The 18,473-nt window shown below is 67.4% G+C and carries 16 protein-coding genes; 9 read left to right on the top strand and 7 right to left on the bottom strand.

Annotated features, from left to right (window positions below; translation table 11 throughout):
• Positions 1-237: 237 nt before the first annotated feature.
• Entirely contained in the window at positions 238-2,253 is a 2,016-nt protein-coding gene (locus tag ACR9ZJ_RS14575) for a TonB-dependent receptor domain-containing protein (RefSeq protein ID WP_481288150.1), read from the bottom strand.
• A gap of 85 nt (positions 2,254-2,338) precedes the next feature.
• Here ACR9ZJ_RS14575 and ACR9ZJ_RS14570 point away from each other — a divergent pair, with 85 nt between their 5' ends.
• The 3 genes from ACR9ZJ_RS14570 (at position 2,339) to ACR9ZJ_RS14560 (ending at position 4,025) form a co-directional block, all read left to right on the top strand.
• Positions 2,339-2,785 carry a MerC domain-containing protein gene (locus tag ACR9ZJ_RS14570; RefSeq protein WP_481288149.1) on the top strand — a complete coding sequence of 149 codons (447 nt, stop codon included), beginning with the start codon at positions 2,339-2,341 and terminating at the stop codon, positions 2,783-2,785.
• 37 nt (positions 2,786-2,822) lie between these two features.
• Entirely contained in the window at positions 2,823-3,782 is a 960-nt protein-coding gene (locus tag ACR9ZJ_RS14565) for a cation diffusion facilitator family transporter (protein ID WP_481288148.1), read from the top strand.
• Positions 3,783-3,863: 81 nt separating this feature from the next.
• Complete coding sequence (locus tag ACR9ZJ_RS14560; protein ID WP_306847696.1) at positions 3,864-4,025, top strand: 30S ribosomal protein THX; 162 nt, start codon at positions 3,864-3,866, stop codon at positions 4,023-4,025.
• Positions 4,026-4,077: 52 nt separating this feature from the next.
• On the opposite strand, the gene ACR9ZJ_RS14555 is transcribed toward ACR9ZJ_RS14560, so the two are convergent.
• From ACR9ZJ_RS14555 to ACR9ZJ_RS14535, 5 genes are all read right to left on the bottom strand, one after another.
• Positions 4,078-4,833 (bottom strand): class I SAM-dependent methyltransferase, encoded by a 756-nt coding sequence (locus tag ACR9ZJ_RS14555; protein WP_481288147.1) that lies wholly within the window; start codon positions 4,831-4,833, stop codon positions 4,078-4,080.
• A 16-nt stretch (positions 4,834-4,849) separates the two neighbouring features.
• Entirely contained in the window at positions 4,850-6,640 is a 1,791-nt protein-coding gene (locus ACR9ZJ_RS14550; protein ID WP_481288146.1) for a hypothetical protein, read from the bottom strand.
• A gap of 123 nt (positions 6,641-6,763) precedes the next feature.
• The gene (gene hutI / locus ACR9ZJ_RS14545; RefSeq protein WP_481288145.1) at positions 6,764-7,999 is read right to left on the bottom strand and encodes an imidazolonepropionase; all 1,236 of its coding nucleotides are present in this window, start codon (positions 7,997-7,999) and stop codon (positions 6,764-6,766) included.
• Positions 7,996-9,429, bottom strand: coding sequence for a chloride channel protein (locus ACR9ZJ_RS14540; RefSeq protein ID WP_481288144.1), 1,434 nt, complete (start codon positions 9,427-9,429; stop codon positions 7,996-7,998). The genes hutI and ACR9ZJ_RS14540 overlap by 4 nt, the downstream gene beginning before the upstream one ends.
• Complete coding sequence (locus ACR9ZJ_RS14535) at positions 9,426-10,997, bottom strand: GNAT family N-acetyltransferase (protein ID WP_371024980.1); 1,572 nt, start codon at positions 10,995-10,997, stop codon at positions 9,426-9,428. The genes ACR9ZJ_RS14540 and ACR9ZJ_RS14535 overlap by 4 nt, the downstream gene beginning before the upstream one ends.
• An 89-nt stretch (positions 10,998-11,086) precedes the next feature.
• On the opposite strand from ACR9ZJ_RS14535, the gene ACR9ZJ_RS14530 reads away from it, so the two are divergent.
• Positions 11,087-12,442: a formimidoylglutamate deiminase gene (locus ACR9ZJ_RS14530; protein ID WP_481280828.1), complete on the top strand. Its 1,356-nt coding sequence runs from the start codon at positions 11,087-11,089 to the stop codon at positions 12,440-12,442.
• Here ACR9ZJ_RS14530 and ACR9ZJ_RS14525 read toward each other — a convergent pair.
• Complete coding sequence (locus ACR9ZJ_RS14525) at positions 12,406-12,834, bottom strand: hypothetical protein (protein ID WP_481288143.1); 429 nt, start codon at positions 12,832-12,834, stop codon at positions 12,406-12,408. The genes ACR9ZJ_RS14530 and ACR9ZJ_RS14525 overlap by 37 nt on opposite strands.
• 365 nt (positions 12,835-13,199) lie before the next feature.
• On the opposite strand from ACR9ZJ_RS14525, the gene asnB reads away from it, so the two are divergent.
• From asnB to ACR9ZJ_RS14500, 5 genes are all read left to right on the top strand, one after another.
• Positions 13,200-14,870, top strand: coding sequence for an asparagine synthase B (gene asnB, locus ACR9ZJ_RS14520; protein WP_481288142.1), 1,671 nt, complete (start codon positions 13,200-13,202; stop codon positions 14,868-14,870).
• A 182-nt stretch (positions 14,871-15,052) separates the two neighbouring features.
• A protein-coding gene (gene prfB, locus ACR9ZJ_RS14515; protein WP_481280825.1) for a peptide chain release factor 2 occupies positions 15,053-16,178 on the top strand; the annotation gives its coding sequence in 2 pieces (ribosomal slippage) (positions 15,053-15,127 and positions 15,129-16,178; 1,125 coding nt in all).
• Positions 16,179-16,239: 61 nt separating this feature from the next.
• Complete coding sequence (lysS, locus tag ACR9ZJ_RS14510) at positions 16,240-17,772, top strand: lysine--tRNA ligase (protein ID WP_481288141.1); 1,533 nt, start codon at positions 16,240-16,242, stop codon at positions 17,770-17,772.
• A 26-nt stretch (positions 17,773-17,798) separates the two neighbouring features.
• Positions 17,799-18,098, top strand: coding sequence for a YciI family protein (locus ACR9ZJ_RS14505; RefSeq protein WP_481280823.1), 300 nt, complete (start codon positions 17,799-17,801; stop codon positions 18,096-18,098).
• 2 nt (positions 18,099-18,100) lie between these two features.
• Positions 18,101-18,361 carry a BolA family protein gene (locus tag ACR9ZJ_RS14500; RefSeq protein ID WP_426287884.1) on the top strand — a complete coding sequence of 87 codons (261 nt, stop codon included), beginning with the start codon at positions 18,101-18,103 and terminating at the stop codon, positions 18,359-18,361.
• Positions 18,362-18,473 lie beyond the last annotated feature (112 nt).

Genomic DNA, 18,473 nt, shown 5'->3' with positions numbered 1-18,473 from the left:
AGCGGCATCCTTGCCCAAGGGACGGCGACTACCGTCGCGCCGAGGGTGGCGCCCGGCAGCTCCCCTCGCCGCACACGGCGAACGCGAGGGCGAAGCCGAGCCGTGCATGCAACCGGCCCGCCGCCGCAGGATCGCTGCAGGGTCGGCTCCTGCCAAAAAACGTGGGGCGCCCAGGTGGGCCCCCCACTTCGCTACCGGCCGCCCCGGGGAGGGAGGAGGGGCAGGGAGACCGGGAACTCAGAAGTAGGCGCGGACGCCTACCGAAACGTTGCGACCGGGGAGCGGCGCCACGTCCTTGAACAACGACGTGGCGGGACGCGCGGTCTGGTTGGTGAGGTTGTTGCCGTCGACGAAGGCTTCCCATTGGCTGCGGTCGTCGTTGACGAAGGTCCAGGCGAAGTGCGCGTTGACCAGCGTGTAACCCGCCGTATCCGTTTCGAACGCCGCGATCTTGTCCTGCTTCATGTAGCGCACCGCGCCGAGGCTGGCGCGCAGGCTGTCGGCGCTCCAGCTCAGCGTGGAGCCGATGCGGCCGGCCGGGATGCGTGGCACGTTGCCGCCGCCGTCGGCGAGCGTCGCGCGCACGGTATCGCCGAAGACGCGCAGGTCCCAGTTGCCGGACGGGCCCTTCGACAAGTGGAACGTGGCCTCGGCCTCCGCGCCGCGGAACGTCGCATCGTTCTGCGACCAGATGCGCACGGGAAGATCGTCTTCCACTTCGCCCGTGTCGGCGAGATAGATGAAGTTCTTGTACTTGTTGTAGTACACGGCGACCTTGCCTTCGACGACATCGCCATGGAAGTGCAGGCCGAGTTCCGCCTGGTTGGATTTTTCCTTGCCCAGGTCGCTGCCGATCTCGAACGTGTTGGATGCCGCGTGTGGCCCGTTGGCGAAGAGTTCTTCCTCGGACGGCGCGCGCTCGGCGTGGTCGAGGTTCAACGACAGGTGCCACTGTTCGGCGAAGCGCCAGGCGACGCCTGCGGAGAAGCTGTTCGGACTGAAGTCGCGCTTGGGACCGTTCTCCGGATCGACGCTCTGCTTGTCGTGACGCGCACCGAGTTCGACCTTCACCGGGCCGAACTCGCGTTGTTCGGTGAGGAAGACGCCGACACCATCGGTGACCGTGGGCGGGACGAAGGTTTCCTCGCCCACGGCGGAAAACTGCCGGTGCTGGGTCTGCACGCCGAACGCGCCTTCCCATCCGCCGAGCGGGTCGTGCGTGACGACGAGGCGACCCTGGTTGCTGTTGGTCGAGAAGGTGGTGCCCGGCACGTCGCCTTCGAATTCCACATGCTGGTACGCGCCATGGCCGAGACTGAATTCGACCTTGCTGATGCCGTCGATCGGCTGCACGAGGCCGCCTTTCAGCGTGTAGTTGGTCTGCGCCATCTTGATGTGGACGGGATCTTCGCCTTCGGCCGGATCGCCGGGTTCGGCGGGGCTGCCGTAGAGATCCATGAAACGCGAGACGGACAAGCCGACATAACCCCACGAGCCGAGCAACGATGCGCCGACCGAGCCGGAGGTGGTCTTCACCGCGCTGTTGGCGAGGGTGCCACCGGGGATGTCGTAGTCCTCGTTGTCCCGGCGCATGCCGTCGACATGGATGGCGAACTTGTCGTTGCCCGCATCGAGGCGGAGCAGGCCGGTATGGCCATCGGAGACGGAATCGTGGCGTAGTTCGGCGCGTCCCGCGAAACCGTTGTCGGGCGCCTTCTCCGGAACGCGGCCATCGACGACGTTCACGACGCCGCCGATCGCGCCCGAACCATAGAGCAGGGTGGCGGGGCCCTTCAGCACCTCGATCTGGTCGGCGAGGAAAGGTTCCAGCGTCACCGCGTGGTCCTGGCTCACGTTGGAGACGTCCTGCGACGACAGGCCGTTCTCCAGCACCGCGACGCGCGGGCCGTCCAGGCCACGGATCACCGGGCGGCCCACGGCGGTTCCCAACGCGGAACTCTGCACGCCTGGAATGGAGGACACCGTTTCGCCCAGCGAGACACCCTTGGCGTCGTCGAGCGCCGACCCCGCCAGCACGGCCACGGGCGCCACGATCTGGTCCGCGTTCTGGCCCAGGGGCACGGCGTTGACCACGATCCCGTCGAGCTTCTCGGCGTTCTTGCGGCTCTTGCCCGGGGCCTCCTTGGCGTCCACGGCAGGGGCCGTGGCGTCCTGGGTCGTGTCGTCGGCCATGGCGGGCAGGGCCGCGCCGCAGGTGGCGGCGATGGTCAGGGCAAGGAAGGTTCGGCGCATCGGGTGGAACTCCGGTTGGGTTTCGCAATGTTATAAAGTATCATCACTTGCCTCGACCTGTGCAACTAGTCACGCTATGTCCCCCATGACCGATCCGTCCGTCGCCCCTGAAGTCCGCCGCCGCTGGTGGCACGCCGCCGATCGACTCGGCGCGACGGCCTCGTTCCTGTGCGCGATCCATTGCGCGGCGCTGCCCTTCGTCATCGCGTTGCTGCCGGTGCTGGGACTGTCGTTCCTGGCCGACCATCGCTTCGAAGCCGGCTTCGTCGTCTTCGCCTGCCTGCTGGCCAGCGTGGCGCTCTTGTCCGGGTTCCGCCGCCATCGCCGACGCTTGCCGCTGGTCCTGGCCGTCCCGGGCCTGGTGCTCCTGCTACTCGGCGTCACCTTCCTGCATGGCAATTCGTTGTTCGTGCATAGCGTGCTGGTGACCTGCGGTGGTTTCCTCGTCGCCGCCGCGCACTTCGTCAACCTGAAGGTCGATCGCAGTGGCCATGCCGGGCATATCCATGGGCCGTCCTGCGCGCACCCGTGATTGTGTAACCGCCGCCGGATTACCTAGCCTTCGCCCCATGTCACACGATCACGCCCATTCGCACGTCCATGCCCATGGACACGTGCACGATCACGCCGAGGGCGGGAACGAGCGCAAGCTGCTGTTCGCCTTTGTCCTGACCACCGTGATGTTGATCGCGGAGGCGGTCGGCGGCGTATGGTCGGGTTCGCTGGCGCTGCTGGCGGATTCAGGGCATATGCTGGTCGACGCGCTGGCGCTGTTGCTGGCATTCCTCGGTGCGAGGTTCGCGGCGCGCCCGGCCGATGCGCGCCGCACCTATGGTTACGGGCGCATCGAAGTGCTGGCCGGCTTCGTCAACGCGCTCACCCAGTTCGCCCTGGTCGCCTTCATCGTGTTCGAAGCGATCCAGCGGCTGTTTTCGCCGCAGCCGATCCTGTCCGGCGTCATGCTGGTGGTGGCCGTCCTCGGCCTGGTCGCCAACATGGTGGTGTTGCGTACCCTCCATGGCCACGACCCGGACGACGTGAATATCGCCGGCGCCAGCCTGCATGTCCTGGGCGACCTGCTCGGCTCGGTGGCCGCCGTGCTGGCCGCGCTGGCGGTGCGCTGGCTGGACTGGAACTGGGCGGACCCGGTGCTTTCGGTGCTCGTTTCGCTCTTGATCCTGCGCAGTGCGTGGTCGCTGGTGCGCCGTTCGGGACATATCCTGCTCGAAGGCATTCCCGAGGGCATCGACCTTGCCGACGTGCAGCGCGAACTGCATTCGGCCGATCCGGGCATCGTCAATATCCATCACCTGCACGTCTGGCAGGTAACCGCCGGTTCGCGCATGGCCACCCTGCACGCGGAACTGGCGCCCGGAACCGGGCAGTCCGACCAGGCCCGGGTGCTGGGTGCGATCAAGGCCATGCTCAGCGAGCGCTGGCGTGTCGGGCACGCCACCGTCCAGTTCGATCCGGGCCCCTGTCCCGACGAGCGGGAAGGGTGTGGCGAGAACGGCCGCCACGTTCACTGAACGGGCACTCTTGCGCTTTACGCAGCCGCTGCTACGATGATCGGCCGTTTCTCTCCCTCATTACGAATCAAGGAGTTTCCCATGGGCAAGGGCGACCGCCGCACCCGTCGCGGCAAGATCTACCGTTCCAGCTACGGCAATGCCCGTCCGCACATCGACGTCGTGACCGGCGCCGCCGTGGCCAAGCCGGCCGCTGCCAAGCCAGCCGCCGCCAAGAAGGCCGCGCCGCGCAAGAAGGCCTGAGTCTTCGGTAGCGTGAGACGAAAAGCCCCGCGATGCGGGGCTTTTTTCGTGATCACAGTTCCAATCGTTCCGCGAACTCGAAGCGGCTGTCGGCCGGTGCGGCTATCACGTTCTGCTGGACCAGGCCCGGGAAGATGTTCGCGTCGATGCCCGCATGGTTATCCGCGTTGTACAGGTAGGGCACGTGTGACCACGCGCGGTAACCCAGCGCCTTGATCGCCGCGACCTCGGTCTCGGCGGTGTCCATGCCCGAAAGGCGTGCATAGATCAGCGGGCGATGCGTGCGCAGTGTCTCGGTCGCACCCGCGAGGACGTCGGCCAATGCGTTTGGCTGGTTCACCTTGAGCAGGTGCAACGCTTCGAGCCGCAGGCTGTCGACGGTCGCCATGCGAACCTTTTCGTCGGCGTCCGTGCGCGTACCGGGCAACAAGCCGCCGAGCGAGGACAGCCCTTTGCCGCGACCCAGCCACACCGCATGGGTGAAGACGTTGTCGAGGCCGTTGATCGCCACGTTCGCGCATACCTGCTGGAAATGGATGCGGCGTGGTTCCGCCACGTGCACCTGGCCGAGCGGACCGACCGCCTGCGCCATCCACAACGCGTGCGCGGCGAAATCGCCGCCGAATTCCAGGATCGTCTGGCCTTCCTCGATCAGCCCGCTCAGCAGCGTGGCTTCGTGTTCGGCCCATTCGCCGTAAAGTTGCAGCGATCGCGCCACCGCGTTGTTCACCGTGACGGCGGTGGCGAGGCCGTAGCGGGTCTGCCAGAAAGGCAGGATCGGGTCGTTCGTGGCGTGCTTCATGCTCATGGGGGCTCGTGTGGATTCAGAGGGTGGAACGGGCGAGGGCAAGGTGGCGGAGCGACCGCGCGAGCGCGGCGGCGTCATGGTCGTGGTCGTCGGCCCAGCGGCGGCAGGCGTCTCGCCAGAGCCGGACGACACGGTCGTCGGGGGCATCCGTGCGGCAGATGGCTTCGCACCACGCGGCGGCACCGGCGTGGTCGCCGCCGCGTAGCCGGGCTTCGGCGACAGCGGTGCGCGCGGACGCGGGCAGCGGCCCCGCGGCTTCGAGGCTGCGGCCGAGCGCGGCGGTGACGCTTGCCTGCGCGGCGTGTTCGGGCAGGGCTTCATACGTCAGCTGTATCTCCAGGCGGCAGGCCAGTGCGTCGACGCGCCACGCGGGGTCGTGTTCCGCCAGGAAGGCGTGGAGGAGGGCGTGCGAGCAGGCCGCGGCCGCTTCCTCCGCGGTAAGCAGGCGTGCCCGTCGCTGCGCGGTGCACGCGACGAGCAAGGCGGTTTCCGCTTCGGCACGTCGCGCATGCGCGTCATCGAGCAACGATTGCGCACGTTCGAGGTCGGGCAGGCGTTCCGCGGGCTTGCGTGTATTCGCGCGGTGCAGCCAGGTCTCGCCGCGCCTGCGCAACGCGCGCGTCGTCGCATCCGGGCCGATGGCGGCGAGCCGGTCGCAATAGCGCTCGGCTTCGTCCAGGCGGGCCACGGCGGCGGCGCCGAGCAACCACGAGGCCCAGGCGAGCTGGACGTCGATGCAGGCATCGAGGGCCAGTGGATGGTCGCAGCGAGGATCGTGCGCGAGGCGTGCCAGCAGGTCTCGCGAGGCGAACAGGCGGTTGGCGCCGGACAGGCGCCCGATGCGCGCCAGCCGGAACCGGATCCAGCGCGCGAAGCCATGCGGTCGTTCCTCGCTGTCCATGCCGTCCAGGGCGCGGGCGGCGTCTTCTTCGATCGCGACGATCAGGCGCTCCGCGTCGCGCTGCGGCAAGTCGCGTGCGCGATGCATGCGCAAGGCGGGCAGCAACCAGCGCGCGAGCCGCGCATCCTCGTCGTCGTGGCGTGCCTGGGCAACGAGGATGTCTTCCCAGGCGTGTTCCGCGTCGCTCGTTTTCCCGCTGCGGCGGATATCGGGAAAACGCTCGTCGCCCACCAGGTGCAACGCGGCCAGCGGGTCCGCCGCGGAGAGCCGTTCGCGCAAATCACCTCGTGGAACGCTGGATGCCGGCGCGGTGGCGTCGACGGCGGCACCGTCGTCCGGAGAAGGCCGCACGAGCAGGTCCACCGGTTGCTCCATCATGTGCAGGTCCGGCGTTTCGTAGGCGGATCGCCTGTATACCCAGGCCGGCGACACGGGTGGCGTTTGCGCGGGAGGTGGCTCGGATGGACGGTCGGCGAAATGGCTGGCGATGGATGGAGCCTTCTTGACGATGCGTTGTCGTGCACGCCGTCGCGACATCGCCAGCAACAACATGGCGGCCGTGCCGGTGCCCGCTCCGCCGAGGGCGATGAATGGCCAGCCGGTGATGACCCAGCCGCCGCGGGTGCGTGGTTGGGGGTGCACGTATGGCGTCGCGACACGCCGGCTGGTGGTCGGCAGGTCGGGAACGGGTGCCTGCATGATCGTCGCCAGGTCCACCGGTTCGGATGCTTCCATGGCATCGAGCATGCGTGCGACATCGCGCATCTGCCGCGCATGCCGGGCACGCTGTTCTTCCTCTTCCCGCGTGTCGCCGCATGCGCCGGCGATGGATGCCAGGAGCACGAGGCATGCGATGCGCGCGACGACGAGGCGATCCCGCGAGCGGGATGACGATGAACCCTTCAACGATGTTCCTGACAATCCTTGGATGCCGGCGCGGCTAGCGCCAAGGCAACATCGATGATAGGTGCCGGGTCCCTCCGGATCGATGGAAGTTTTCGGAAACTTGCGACGAATGTGCGCGGGCTGTCAGCGTGTGGTGCGCTCGCCGGCGATCCAGGTCTCCCTGAGGAGGCCGCCGCCGATCCAGTAACACAGTTCCGCGGGCTGGCCGACGTTCCAGATCGCCAGGTCGGCACGCATGCCCACGGCAAGGCGGCCACGGTCGTCGAGGCCGAGGGCCCGCGCGGCGTTCACGGTCGCGCCGCGCAACGCTTCCTCGGGGGTAAGGCGGAAGAGGGTGCATGCCATGCCCATCGCCATGCGCAGGGACAGCAGGGGCGAGGTGCCCGGATTGAGGTCGGTGGCGACGGCCATGGGCACGCCGTGGCGGCGGAAGGCATCGACCGGGGGCGGGCGCGTGTCGCGCAAGGCATAGTAGGCGCCGGGTAGCAGCACGGCCACGGTGCCGGCATCGGCCATGGCGCGCACGCCGTCTTCGCCGATCCATTCGAGGTGGTCGGCCGAGAGGCCGCCATAGCTCGCGACCAGTGCCGCCCCGCCGAGTTCCGATAGCTGCTCGGCGTGCAGCTTCACCGGCAAACCGAGTTCCGTGGCCTTCCCGAACAGCCGCCGGGTTTCCTCATGGGTGAAGCCGATACCCTCGCAGAAGGCATCCACGGCATCGACCAGTTCCTCCGCGGCGAGCGAAGGCAGCATGATGTCGCAGACCAGCGCGACGTATTCGTCGCGTCGGCCGGCGTACTCCGGCGGCAAGGCGTGCAGGCCGAGGAAGCTCGTGCGCACCTCCACGCCGAGTTCGTTCCCGATGCGCCGGGCCACGCGGAGCATGCGTCGCTCCGTCTCGGGTTCCAGGCCGTAGCCGGACTTGATCTCGAGCGTGGTGACCCCATCGGCCAGCAGCGCGCGGGCCCGGGGCAGCGACTGGCGCAGCAGCCCGTCCTCGCTGGCGGCGCGCGTGGCGCGCACGCTGGAGACGATGCCACCACCGGCGCGTGCGATCTCCTCGTAGGTCGCGCCTTCCAGCCGCCGTTCGAATTCGTGCGCCCGGTCGCCGCCGAACACGAGGTGCGTGTGGCAGTCGATGAGTCCCGGGGTTACCCAGGTCCCGGGCAGGGACTCGACGCGGTGCGCCAGGGCGTGCGGTTCGTCCTGCAGTTCCCCGCGCGGACCGGCGAAAACGATCCGGCCGTCGCGCCATGCGATGGCGCCGTCCTCGATGGCGCCGTATGGCGCGCCGTTGTCGGTCAGCGTGGCGAGGCCGACATCGAGCAGGAGGTGATCCCAGCGTTGGTCCGGCGTCATGGCGTGTGCGGTTCCATCGGAAGGGGTTTGGCGTGAGCGCTCGTTTCGTTCGCGGACGGTGCGTCCCGTCGCATCCGTTCTTCCTCGTACTGCGCGATCAGGTTCTCGGCGAGCGCCTTGTAGACCGGCACCCTGCAGACGAGGCTGGAGAGCGCGCGGGCGAGCAGGCACGCGGCCATGATCGGCAAGGCCATCTGCCGGTTGGCTGTCAGTTCCAGGGAGATGACCGCCGCGGTGAGCGGTGCCTGGGTCACGCCGGCCAGGTAGGCGGCCATGCCGAGCAGGACCACCGAGGACACATCCGAGCCGGGCAGGAAGTGGGCGATGTTGCTGCCAAGGCCCGCGCCGACGGCGAGAGCCGGCGAGAAGATGCCGCCGGGAATGCCCGCCCACGACGAGGCGATGTTGCCGAGGAACTTCAGCGCGCCGAAGAACGGCCCGGTGTCGCCGTGGCCTTGCAGGATGTCGCGTGCCTGGGCATAGCCGGTGCCATAGAGGCCGTTCGCGCTGAGCAGGCTGAGCAGCACCAGTGCGAGACCGCAGGCGGCGGCGAAGACGACCGGCTGGCGCGCCCTTATGCGGCCCATCGCGCCGCGGAATCCTCCCGCCGCGGGGACGATCAGGCGCGCGAAGAGTCCGCCCGCCAGGCCGCCGACGATGCCTGTCAGCAGCACCGCGATCCATGCGCGGCCGAGTGGCAGGGTGGCCGTGATGTCGCCGAAATAGGCGTAGTTGCCGACGATGCCGAGCGAGACCACGCCGGCCACGATCACCGCCGTGAGCAAGGTGCCGCTCATGCGATGTTCGAACGTGCCCGACATTTCCTCGATGGCGAACACCACGCCCGCCAGCGGCGTATTGAAGGCGGCGGCCAGGCCGGCGGCCGATCCGGCCAGGACGAAGCGTCCCGCGGCCGTGGGATCGGCGAAGCCGAAGCGACGACCCATCGAGTACAGCAGCCCCGCGCCGACGTGGACGGTGGGGCCTTCGCGTCCCACGGAGGCACCGCCAAGCAAGGCGGCCAGCGTAAGCGCCATCTTGCCCAGCGCGACCTTCAGCGAAAGCACGCGGGAACGGAAGCTTTCGTCTTCCACTTTCAATGCCGCTATCGCCTGCGGAATGCCGGAGCCGCGCGTGGCCTTCAGCGCGCCCTGGGTCAGCCAGCACAGCAACGCGAACATCGCCGGCGTCACCAGCAGCGGCACCCACCACCCGTGCGACGCGACACGGCGGAACAGTTCGAAGGCGAAGTCGGCCGCCTTGGCGAAAAGCACCGCGGAGAGGCCGACGACGATGGCGCCAGCCCAGAACAGGATGCGCCGGCGCCATTGCCGTGGCGACAACCACTCGTGCCGGCCCAACTCCCGAAGGCGCTCCAGCGGCGAGGCCGCGCCGCGCGGCGGCGGTGCGTCCGGTGGTGGCGTACTCATCGGCTCTCCGTCGAGCGCGTCCAGCGCACCTGGTAGAGGTCGTAGCGGCGGTCCTTGAGGTTCTGCACCGCGCCGGAGTTGCGTGCGCGGGCGAGGTTTTCCAGGCGAAGGTCGGCGAACAGCACCGTTTCTATGTTCGGCGTGGAGTCGGCGGCGATGCCGTCGCGCGCGAAGGGGAAGTCACTCGGCGTGAGGATGCAGCTCTGGCCGTACTGGATGTCGAAATTGTTCACGCCGGGCAGGTTGCCGACGTTGCCGGAGAGGACCACGTAGCACTGGTTCTCGATCGCGCGGGCCTGCGAGCAGTAGCGCACGCGCAGGTAACCCTCGCGCACGTCGGTGCAGAACGGCACGAACAGGATCAACGCGCCCTGGTCGGTCAGGTGGCGCGCCACCTCGGGGAACTCCGAGTCGTAGCAGATCATCACGCCGATCGGGCCGCAGTCGGTCTGGATCGTGGCCGCCGAATCGCCGCCGGTGATGTTCCAGACATTGCGTTCGCTGGGCGTGGGGTGCAGCTTCTCGCGCTCATGGATCGAGCCGTCGCGCAGGCAGACGTAACAGACGTTGTGGATGTCGCCGTTGGGCTGGCGCGTGGGATGCGAGCCACCGACGATGTTGATGTTGTAGTGGACGGCGAGGCGGTGGAACAACGCCTTGACTTCGTCGGTGTACTCGGAAAGACGGCGGATCGAATCCACCGGCGACAGCTCGGCGTTCTCGATCGAGAGCAACTGCAGCGTGATCAACTCGGGAAAGGCCACGAAGTCGGCGTCGTAGTCCGCGGCGATGTCGACGAAGTACTCGACCTGCGTCGCGAATTCCTCGAACGAACGGATGCGCCGCTGCTGGTATTGCACCGATGCCACGCGCACCGAATCCGGCAGGCGGTGGCTCTGCGACACGCGGGGCATGTCGGGCTGGTCGAGCAGGTGCGGATTGCGCCACACCAGGTGCGCCGCATATCCGAGCGACTCATGGTCGGAGGGTACGTATTCGCGGAGCAGCCCGATGACCTCGAAGCCGTTGCGCAGCTGGAAACTCAGCGTGGGATCGCGCCGGCTGCCGTCGACCACGGCCTGCACATAGGCTTCGGCACTGCCGTAGCGGCCGATCGCGCGGGCGAGGCCGGGCATGCGGCCACCGAAGACGATGCCGCGCAACTTGAGGTCGGTGCACAGCCGCTTGCGTGCCAGGTACAGCCGCTGGCCGATGCGCATGCCGCGGTAATCGGGATGGACCACCACTTCCATGCCATAGAGCCAATCGCCCTTGGGATCGTGGCGCGAGGCGAAGCCACCGCCGGTGATCTGCATCCAGGTGTGCGGCGCGAGCGCCAGCGCCTCGTTGATGCGGAACGTGGCGCAGAAGCCGACGATCTTTCCCTCGTACTCGACCACGAACTGGCCCTCGGGAAAATGCGTCTGCTGGCCTTGCAGCATTTCCGCCGAATGGCCCCATTCCGCGGTGTATACCCGGGCGGTGAGGGCGACCAGTTCGGGCACGTCGCTGGGGCGCGCCAGGCGAAGCAGCAGCTTCGGGGGATGTGCGGCGTTCGTCTCGTTCATCCACCCATTATGCCCCGCCATGCACGGATGGGAGCCGACCCTGTCGGCGATTGGTACCATGCGTGCATCCACCCCCTCGAGGACACGCCATGTCGACCACCGCCTTCAGCGCCGACTTCTTCTGGCAGGAAGGCGCATGGCGCAGCGGGGACGCTCCGCTCGCCGTGGCCGGCCGGCGCTTCGCCGTGGCCACCGGGGAGGCCGGGCGAGTGGGGCGCTTCGTCCTCCCCGGCATGCCCAACCTCCACTCGCATGCGTTCCAGCGCGCCATGGCCGGCCTGGCCGAGCGTCGTGGCCCCGGCGAGGACAGTTTCTGGACGTGGCGCGAAACCATGTACGCGTTCGCCGAAGCGATCGATCCCGACGACCTCAAGGCCATCGCGACACAGCTCTACGTGGAAATGGTGAAGGCCGGTTACACGCAGGTCTGCGAATTCCATTACCTGCACCATGGCCCGCGCGGCGTGCCCTATGCCGATCCCGCGGCCATGTCGCTGGCACTCATGGAAGCGGCTAAGGAGGCGGGCATCGGCCTTACGCTGTTGCCGGTGCTTTACATGACCGGCGGATTCGACGGCCGTCCCCTGAACGAGCGACAGCAACGGTTCCGCCACGACGTGGGTGGGTTCGTCAGCCTTCTCGAACGGCTGGCGCCGATGCAGGACGACATGTTCACCCTGGGTATCGCGCTGCATTCGTTGCGCGCGGTGCCGGAGGACGCCATGCGCGCGTTGCTCGCCACCGGTATCGCACGTGGCCTTCCCGTGCATATCCACATCGCCGAACAGATCGGCGAGGTGCAGGACTGCCTCGCCGTGCGTGGCGCACGCCCGGTCGAATGGCTGCTCGACCACGCTGACATCGACCCGCGCTGGACGCTCGTGCATGCGACCCACCTCACCGCGCACGAGACCGACCGGCTCGCCAAGAGCGGCGCGGTCGCCGGTCTCTGTCCCACCACCGAAGCCAACCTGGGCGACGGGTTGTTTCCGTTGGCGGCTTTCATCGATGCGGGCGGTACCTTCGGCATCGGCTCCGACTCGCATATATCGGTGTCGCCGGTCGAGGAACTGCGCTGGCTCGAATACGGGCAGCGCCTGATCACGAGGCATCGCAACGTCGCGGCGCGGCGTCCCGAAGAAAGCGTGGGTACGGCCCTGTGGCAGCGTGCGTTGCAGGGCGGCGCACGCGCGGCGGGGCTCGACGTGGGGCGCTTGTCCCCGGGTGCGCGTGCCGACCTGCTCGTCCTCGACGACCGTTCGCCGTTGCTCGCCGCGCGCGAGGAGGCGGACGTCCTGGACAGCTTCCTGTTCGCAGGGAACACGCCCCTAGTGCGTGACGTGATGGTGGGCGGGCAGTGGCGCGTACGCGATTTCGCGCACGCGGCGGAGGCCTCCGCCGCGCAGGCTTATCGGGTCGTGGTCGAGAGGTTGGCGGCGGCCTGACCGACGGGGCCCGAGGGACACCTGGGCTTGCCGTAGAGGCCTTCCGCCGCTGGTGTGTTCTTCTTCGCCGCTTCGGGCGAGGCGTATATGCTCACGCCGAGGTCGCAACGATTTTCGCGCAGGGTGAAGCGCAGCGTGTCCATGCGCGTGGGCGGTTCGTCGTCGAGCGAGCACGTGCTACCGGGGGCCAGGCGTACCGTCACGCTGTTGGCCTCGGACTCTAGCACGTCGAAGTGGACGTTCTTGCAGCCTTTCCAGTTCAAGGTGTCCTTGCCGATGCTGAGCATGCGCAGGCCGACGAAGGCGTTGCTATAGGGTTCCCAATCACCGGCGAGCCAGGCTGGCGCGGGTTGGCCGGTGGAGATGAGGGCGAGGGCTAGCAGGGTGTTCATTCTGGCTCGTTTGCCTTTTGCTTCGACCGATATCGCCGCTGAAGCGGCTCCCACAGGATAAGCGTGCGGCTCCCGCAGCGTATGCGGCCTTCGTGGGAGCCGCCTTTGTAGGAGCCCCTTTTGTAGGAGCCGCTTTTGTGGGAGCCGCTTCAGCGGCGATGGGTGCTTGCATCACGCTCCGGATCATGCTCTAGTCGACCCATGATTCGCCTCGCCGCCAATAACGCCAATACCAATAATGCCCGGAACCTCGGGAGGGTCGGCGTGTAGGCGGTTGCAAGTGAAACCACCGGATACACCGAAGGCCCGCCCTCACCAGGCGGGCCTTTTTCTTTGCGCGTTTTCCTCATCGGGAGAGTAGGTCCATGTGTTCGATCTTCGGGATGTTCGGCCTCGCCGCCGGCGACGACCTGGTCGCCCTGCGCACGCGGGCGATGGAGCTTTCGCAACGGCAGCGCCATCGCGGGCCGGATTGGAGCGGCGTGTACGTCGACGAGGGCGCGATCCTCGTCCACGAACGCCTTGCCATCGTCGATCCCGCCAGTGGTGCGCAGCCGTTGCGATCGCCCGAGGGCGATCTCGCGCTGGCCGTCAACGGTGAGATCTACAACCACCGCGAACTGCGCGCCGCCAGCGATTACGCCTTCACCACCGGCTCGGACTGCGAAGTGATCAATGCGCTCTACCGCGAAGAAGGCGCCGGCTTCCTCGGCAAGCTCAACGGCATCTTCGCCTTCGCCTTATGGGACGCCGGCAAGCGACGTTTCCTCATCGCCCGCGATCCGCTCGGTGTTTGTCCGTTGTATTGGGGACACGACAGGGAAGGGCGCCTGTGCGTCGCCTCCGAGATGAAGTCGCTGGTGGGGGTATGCGCCGACGTGGCCCCGTTCCCGCCAGGGCACGTGTACGACAGCGAGCGCGGCGAGCCGGTGGCGTACTGGACACCCCAGTGGCGCGACTACGACGCGACCCGCGGCAAGTCGATCGAGCCCGCCGCGTTGCGCGCCGCGTTCGAGGCGGCCGTGCACCGGCAGATGATGACCGACGTGCCTTATGGCGTGCTGCTTTCGGGCGGCCTGGATTCGTCGCTCGTCGCCGCCGTGGCCGCGGGGTTCGCGCGCCGTCGCATCGAGGAGGACGACCGGGGCGAGGCGTGGTGGCCACGCCTGCATTCCTTCGCGATCGGCCTGGAAGGTTCACCGGACCTGAAAGCCGCCGAGATCGCCGCCGAGGCGCTCGGGACCGTGCACCACGGATTCCGCTATACCTTCGAGGAAGGCCTCGACGCGCTGCCGGAAGTGATCCGCCACATCGAGACCTACGATGTCACCACGATCCGCGCTTCCACTCCCATGTTCCTGCTTGCGCGGCGGATCAAGGCGATGGGGGTGAAGATGGTGCTCTCGGGCGAGGGTTCGGACGAGGTGTTCGGCGGCTACCTCTATTTCCACAAGGCGCCCTCGGCGCGCGCGTTCCACGAGGAGACGATCCGCAAGCTCGACGCGCTGCATTATTACGATTGCCTGCGTGCGAACAAGTCGATGTCGGCCTGGGGTGTCGAGGCACGGGTGCCTTTCCTCGACACCGAGTTCCTGGAGACCGCCATGTCCTTCGACGCGGAAGCGAAGATGGTGGCACGCAGGGGCATCGAGAAGGGCATCCTGCGCGAGGCCTTCCAGGGTGCGCTGCCGGAATCGATCCTCTGGCGGCAGAAGGAGCTATTCAGCGATGGCGTGGGCTATGGCTGGATCGACGGGTTGAAGGCACACGCGGAAAAGATGGTTTCCGACCGCGAATTCGCCGCGGCTGCCGCCCGTTTCCCGGTCAACACGCCGGCCACCAAGGAAGCCTTCTTCTACCGGGTGCTGTTCGAGAAGCACTTCCCCGGCGAGGCGTGCGCCGCCACGGTGCCCGGCGGCAAGTCGATCGCCTGTTCGTCACCGGCGGCCCTGGCCTGGGACCCCGCCTTCGCGGCGGCGGCCGATCCTTCGGGCCGCGCGGTCCGCGGCGTACACCAGGAGGCCTTGCCCGCCTGACCCGAGGCCCAGCCCGACCCGAAGCCCGGTAAGAACCCGGCCCAGGCCTGGTGGGAACCGACCCTGTCGGCGAAGGGTGCTTGCGAAAGCACCCTCCAAACCATGCGGTGAACGCCCCGATTTGTTAGAATTCACCGCTTTAGCCGGCGCGCCCCGCGCCCGCACCACCAGGCATGCCAACCATGATCGAGACCAATCCGATCCTCGCGCAGATCGCGGACCTCCGGGGCCGCGTCGAGTCGCTTAGGGGGTACCTTTGACTACCCTGTCAAGAAAGAACGCCTAGAAGAAGTCAATCGCGAACTGGAAAGCCCCACCGTCTGGGACGATCCCAAGCGCGCGCAGGAACTGGGCCGCGAGCGCGCCCAGCTCGACGGCATCGTCACCGGCATCGACGAGATGACCGGCACCCTCGACGATTCGAAGGAACTGCTCGAGATGGCCGCCGCCGATGGCGACGAGGCCACGGTGCAGTCGATCGTCACCGACCTGAACAAGGTCGAAGCCCGCGTAGGCAAGCTGGAATTCCAGCGCATGTTCTCCGGCGAACTCGACTCGGCAGCCGCCTTCGTCGACGTGCAGGCCGGTGCCGGCGGCACGGAAGCGCAGGACTGGGCCGAAATGCTGTTGCGCATGTACCTGCGCTGGGCCGAGTCGCGCGGCTGGAAAACCGAATTGATGGAAGTCAGCGCGGGTGAAGTCGCGGGCATCAAGTCCGCCACCTTCCGCGTCGAAGGCGACTACGCTTACGGCTGGCTCAAGACCGAGATCGGCGTGCACCGCCTGGTCCGCAAGAGCCCGTTCGACTCGGACAACCGCCGACACACCAGCTTCACCTCGGTGTTCGTCTCCCCGGAAGTCGACGACGATATCGAGATCGACATCAATCCGGCCGATCTCAGGACCGACGTCTACCGCTCGTCCGGTGCCGGCGGCCAGCACGTGAACAAGACCGAATCGGCCGTGCGTATCACGCACGTTCCGACCAATACGGTCGTGGCCTGCCAGACCGAACGCAGCCAGCACGCCAACCGCGACCGCGCGATGAAGATGCTCAAGGCCAAGCTGTACGAGCTCGAAGTGCAGAAGCGCAATGCCGAGAAGGACGCGCTGGAAGCGACCAAGTCCGACATCGGTTGGGGCAGCCAGATCCGCAACTACGTGCTCGACCAGTCGCGCATCAAGGATCTGCGCACGGGCATCGAACGCTCCGACACGCAGAAGGTACTCGATGGCGACCTCGACGAATTCGTGGAAGCCAGCCTCAAGGCCGGCCTCGAAGCCGGTTCGAAACGCCTCGACGCCTGATCCACGCCGGGGGCGCGCCAGCGCCCCCCGTTTCCTACCCAAGAAGCCGCCAGACCACGCCATGACCGAAAACGCCAACGCCGAAGCCTCCGCCATCGCCGCCGACGAGAACCGCCTCATCGCCGAGCGACGCGAGAAACTGAAAGCGCTGCGCGCGCAGGGCATCGCCTATCCGAACGACTTCAAGGTCGACAGCTTCGCGGGTGATCTCCAGGCCGAATTCGCCGACAAGGACACCTGGACCGCGGAGGCCATCGAGGCCTCGCCCCGCCGCGTCGCCGTCGCCGGCCGCATCATCCTCATGCGCGGGCAGGGCAAGGTCAGCTTCGTGCAGATGCAGGACGGCACGGGCCGCATCCAGTTGTTCGTCCACCAGGGCACGCTGGGTGAAGACGCTTACGAGACGTTCAAGCGCTGGGACCTCGGCGACATCGTCGGTGCCACGGGCGTGCTCATGCGCACCAAGACCGGCGAACTCTCGGTCAAGGTCGACGCTATCCGCCTGTTGACGAAGTCGTTGCGCGGTTTGCCGGACAAGCATCATGGCCTGGCCGACGTGGAGCAGCGCTATCGCCAGCGCTACGTCGACCTCATCGTCACCGAGGAATCGCGCCGCACGTTCGCGCTGCGCTCGAAGATCATCAGCCACGTGCGCCGCTGGCTCGAAGCCGAGCCACGCCGCTTCATGGAAGTGGAAACGCCGATGATGCACGTCATTCCCGGCGGTGCCACGGCGCGTCCGTTCACCACCCACCACAACGCGCTGGATATCCCGTTGTTCCTGCGCGTGGCGCCGGAGCTCTACCTGAAGCGCCTCGTCGTCGGCGGCTTCGACCGCGTCTACGAAATCAACCGCAACTTCCGCAACGAGGGCGTGTCCACGCGGCACAATCCCGAGTTCACGATGCTCGAGCTGTACCAGGCCTACGCCACGTACCACGAGATCATGGATATCACCGAGGGCATGATCCGCTCCGCGGCCACCGACGTGGTCGGCGGCACGGTCATCGAATGGGATGGCGCCACGGTCGACCTCGGCCCGGCGTTCCGCCGCTGGCGCATGGAAGACGCCGTGCTCGAACTCAACCCCGAGATCAAGCCGGGCGAACTGCGCGACCGCGAGACCATGGCAGCGCACGCGAAGCGCCTGGGCATCCACGTGAAGCCATCGTACGGTTGGGGCAAGCTGCTGCTGGAGGTCTTCGAGGCCACCGTCGAGCACACCCTGATCCAGCCCACCTTCATCACCGACCATCCGGTCGAGGTCTCGCCGCTGGCGCGCGAGAGCGATACGGACAAGGGCATCACCGACCGCTTCGAGTTGTTCATCAATGGCAAGGAGATCGCCAACGGCTTCTCCGAGCTGAACGATTCCGAAGACCAGGCCGCGCGATTCCAGGCACAGGTGGACGCCAAGGACGCTGGCGACGACGAAGCCATGCACTACGACGCCGATTACATCCGCGCGCTCGAGGTCGGCCTGCCACCCACCGGCGGCCTCGGCGTGGGCATCGACCGCCTCGTCATGCTGCTGACCGGCTCGTCGTCGATCCGCGACGTGCTGCTGTTCCCGACCATGCGTCCCGAGGCCTGATCCGGCCTCGTTACCCGGAGATTTCCATGTTCTATGCCATCGTCGCCCTCGACCACCCGAATTCGCTGGAGAGGCGTCTCGCGGTGCGTCCGGCGCACCTCGCCCGGTTGAAGGCCCTGCTCGATGAAGGACGCCTCAAGCTGGCGGGCCCGTTTCCGGCCATCGACTCCGAGGACCCGGGCGAGGCGGGTTTCGACGGGAGCATGATCGTCGCCCAGTTCGACGACCTTGTCGCGGCGAAGGCCTGGGCGGATGCGGATCCTTATGTGGAGGCGGGCGTCTACCGCGAGGTTTCGGTCCGCCCGTTCCGCGTGACCCTGCCATGACGATCGAGAAAGTCGAACGCATCCGCACCCTGCTGACCGAGGCCCTGGCCCCTGTCCAGCTGGATGTCATCGACGAAGGCCACAAGCACGCGGGTCACTCGGGAGAGGGCAAGGGCCATTTCTTCGCCCGGATCGTCAGCCCCGCCTTCGCCGGGAAGAACCCGATCCAGCGGCATCGCATGGTGTACGCGGCCCTTGCCGAGATGATGCCCGACGGCATCCACGCCCTGGCCATCGAGGCGAAAGCCCCTGGGGAGCCATAATCCGGACCGGGGAGCCAGCGCTCGGATCAGAGGGAGCCATCATGGCCCGGTGGGAGCCGACCCTGTCGGCGATCCCGCGGCAGCGGGCCAGGTCACGGCGAGCACCCATCGC

This window comes from Luteibacter sp. KNZ12-1A (assembly GCF_056755675.1).
This window is presented reverse-complemented; position numbering and strand designations above follow the sequence as displayed.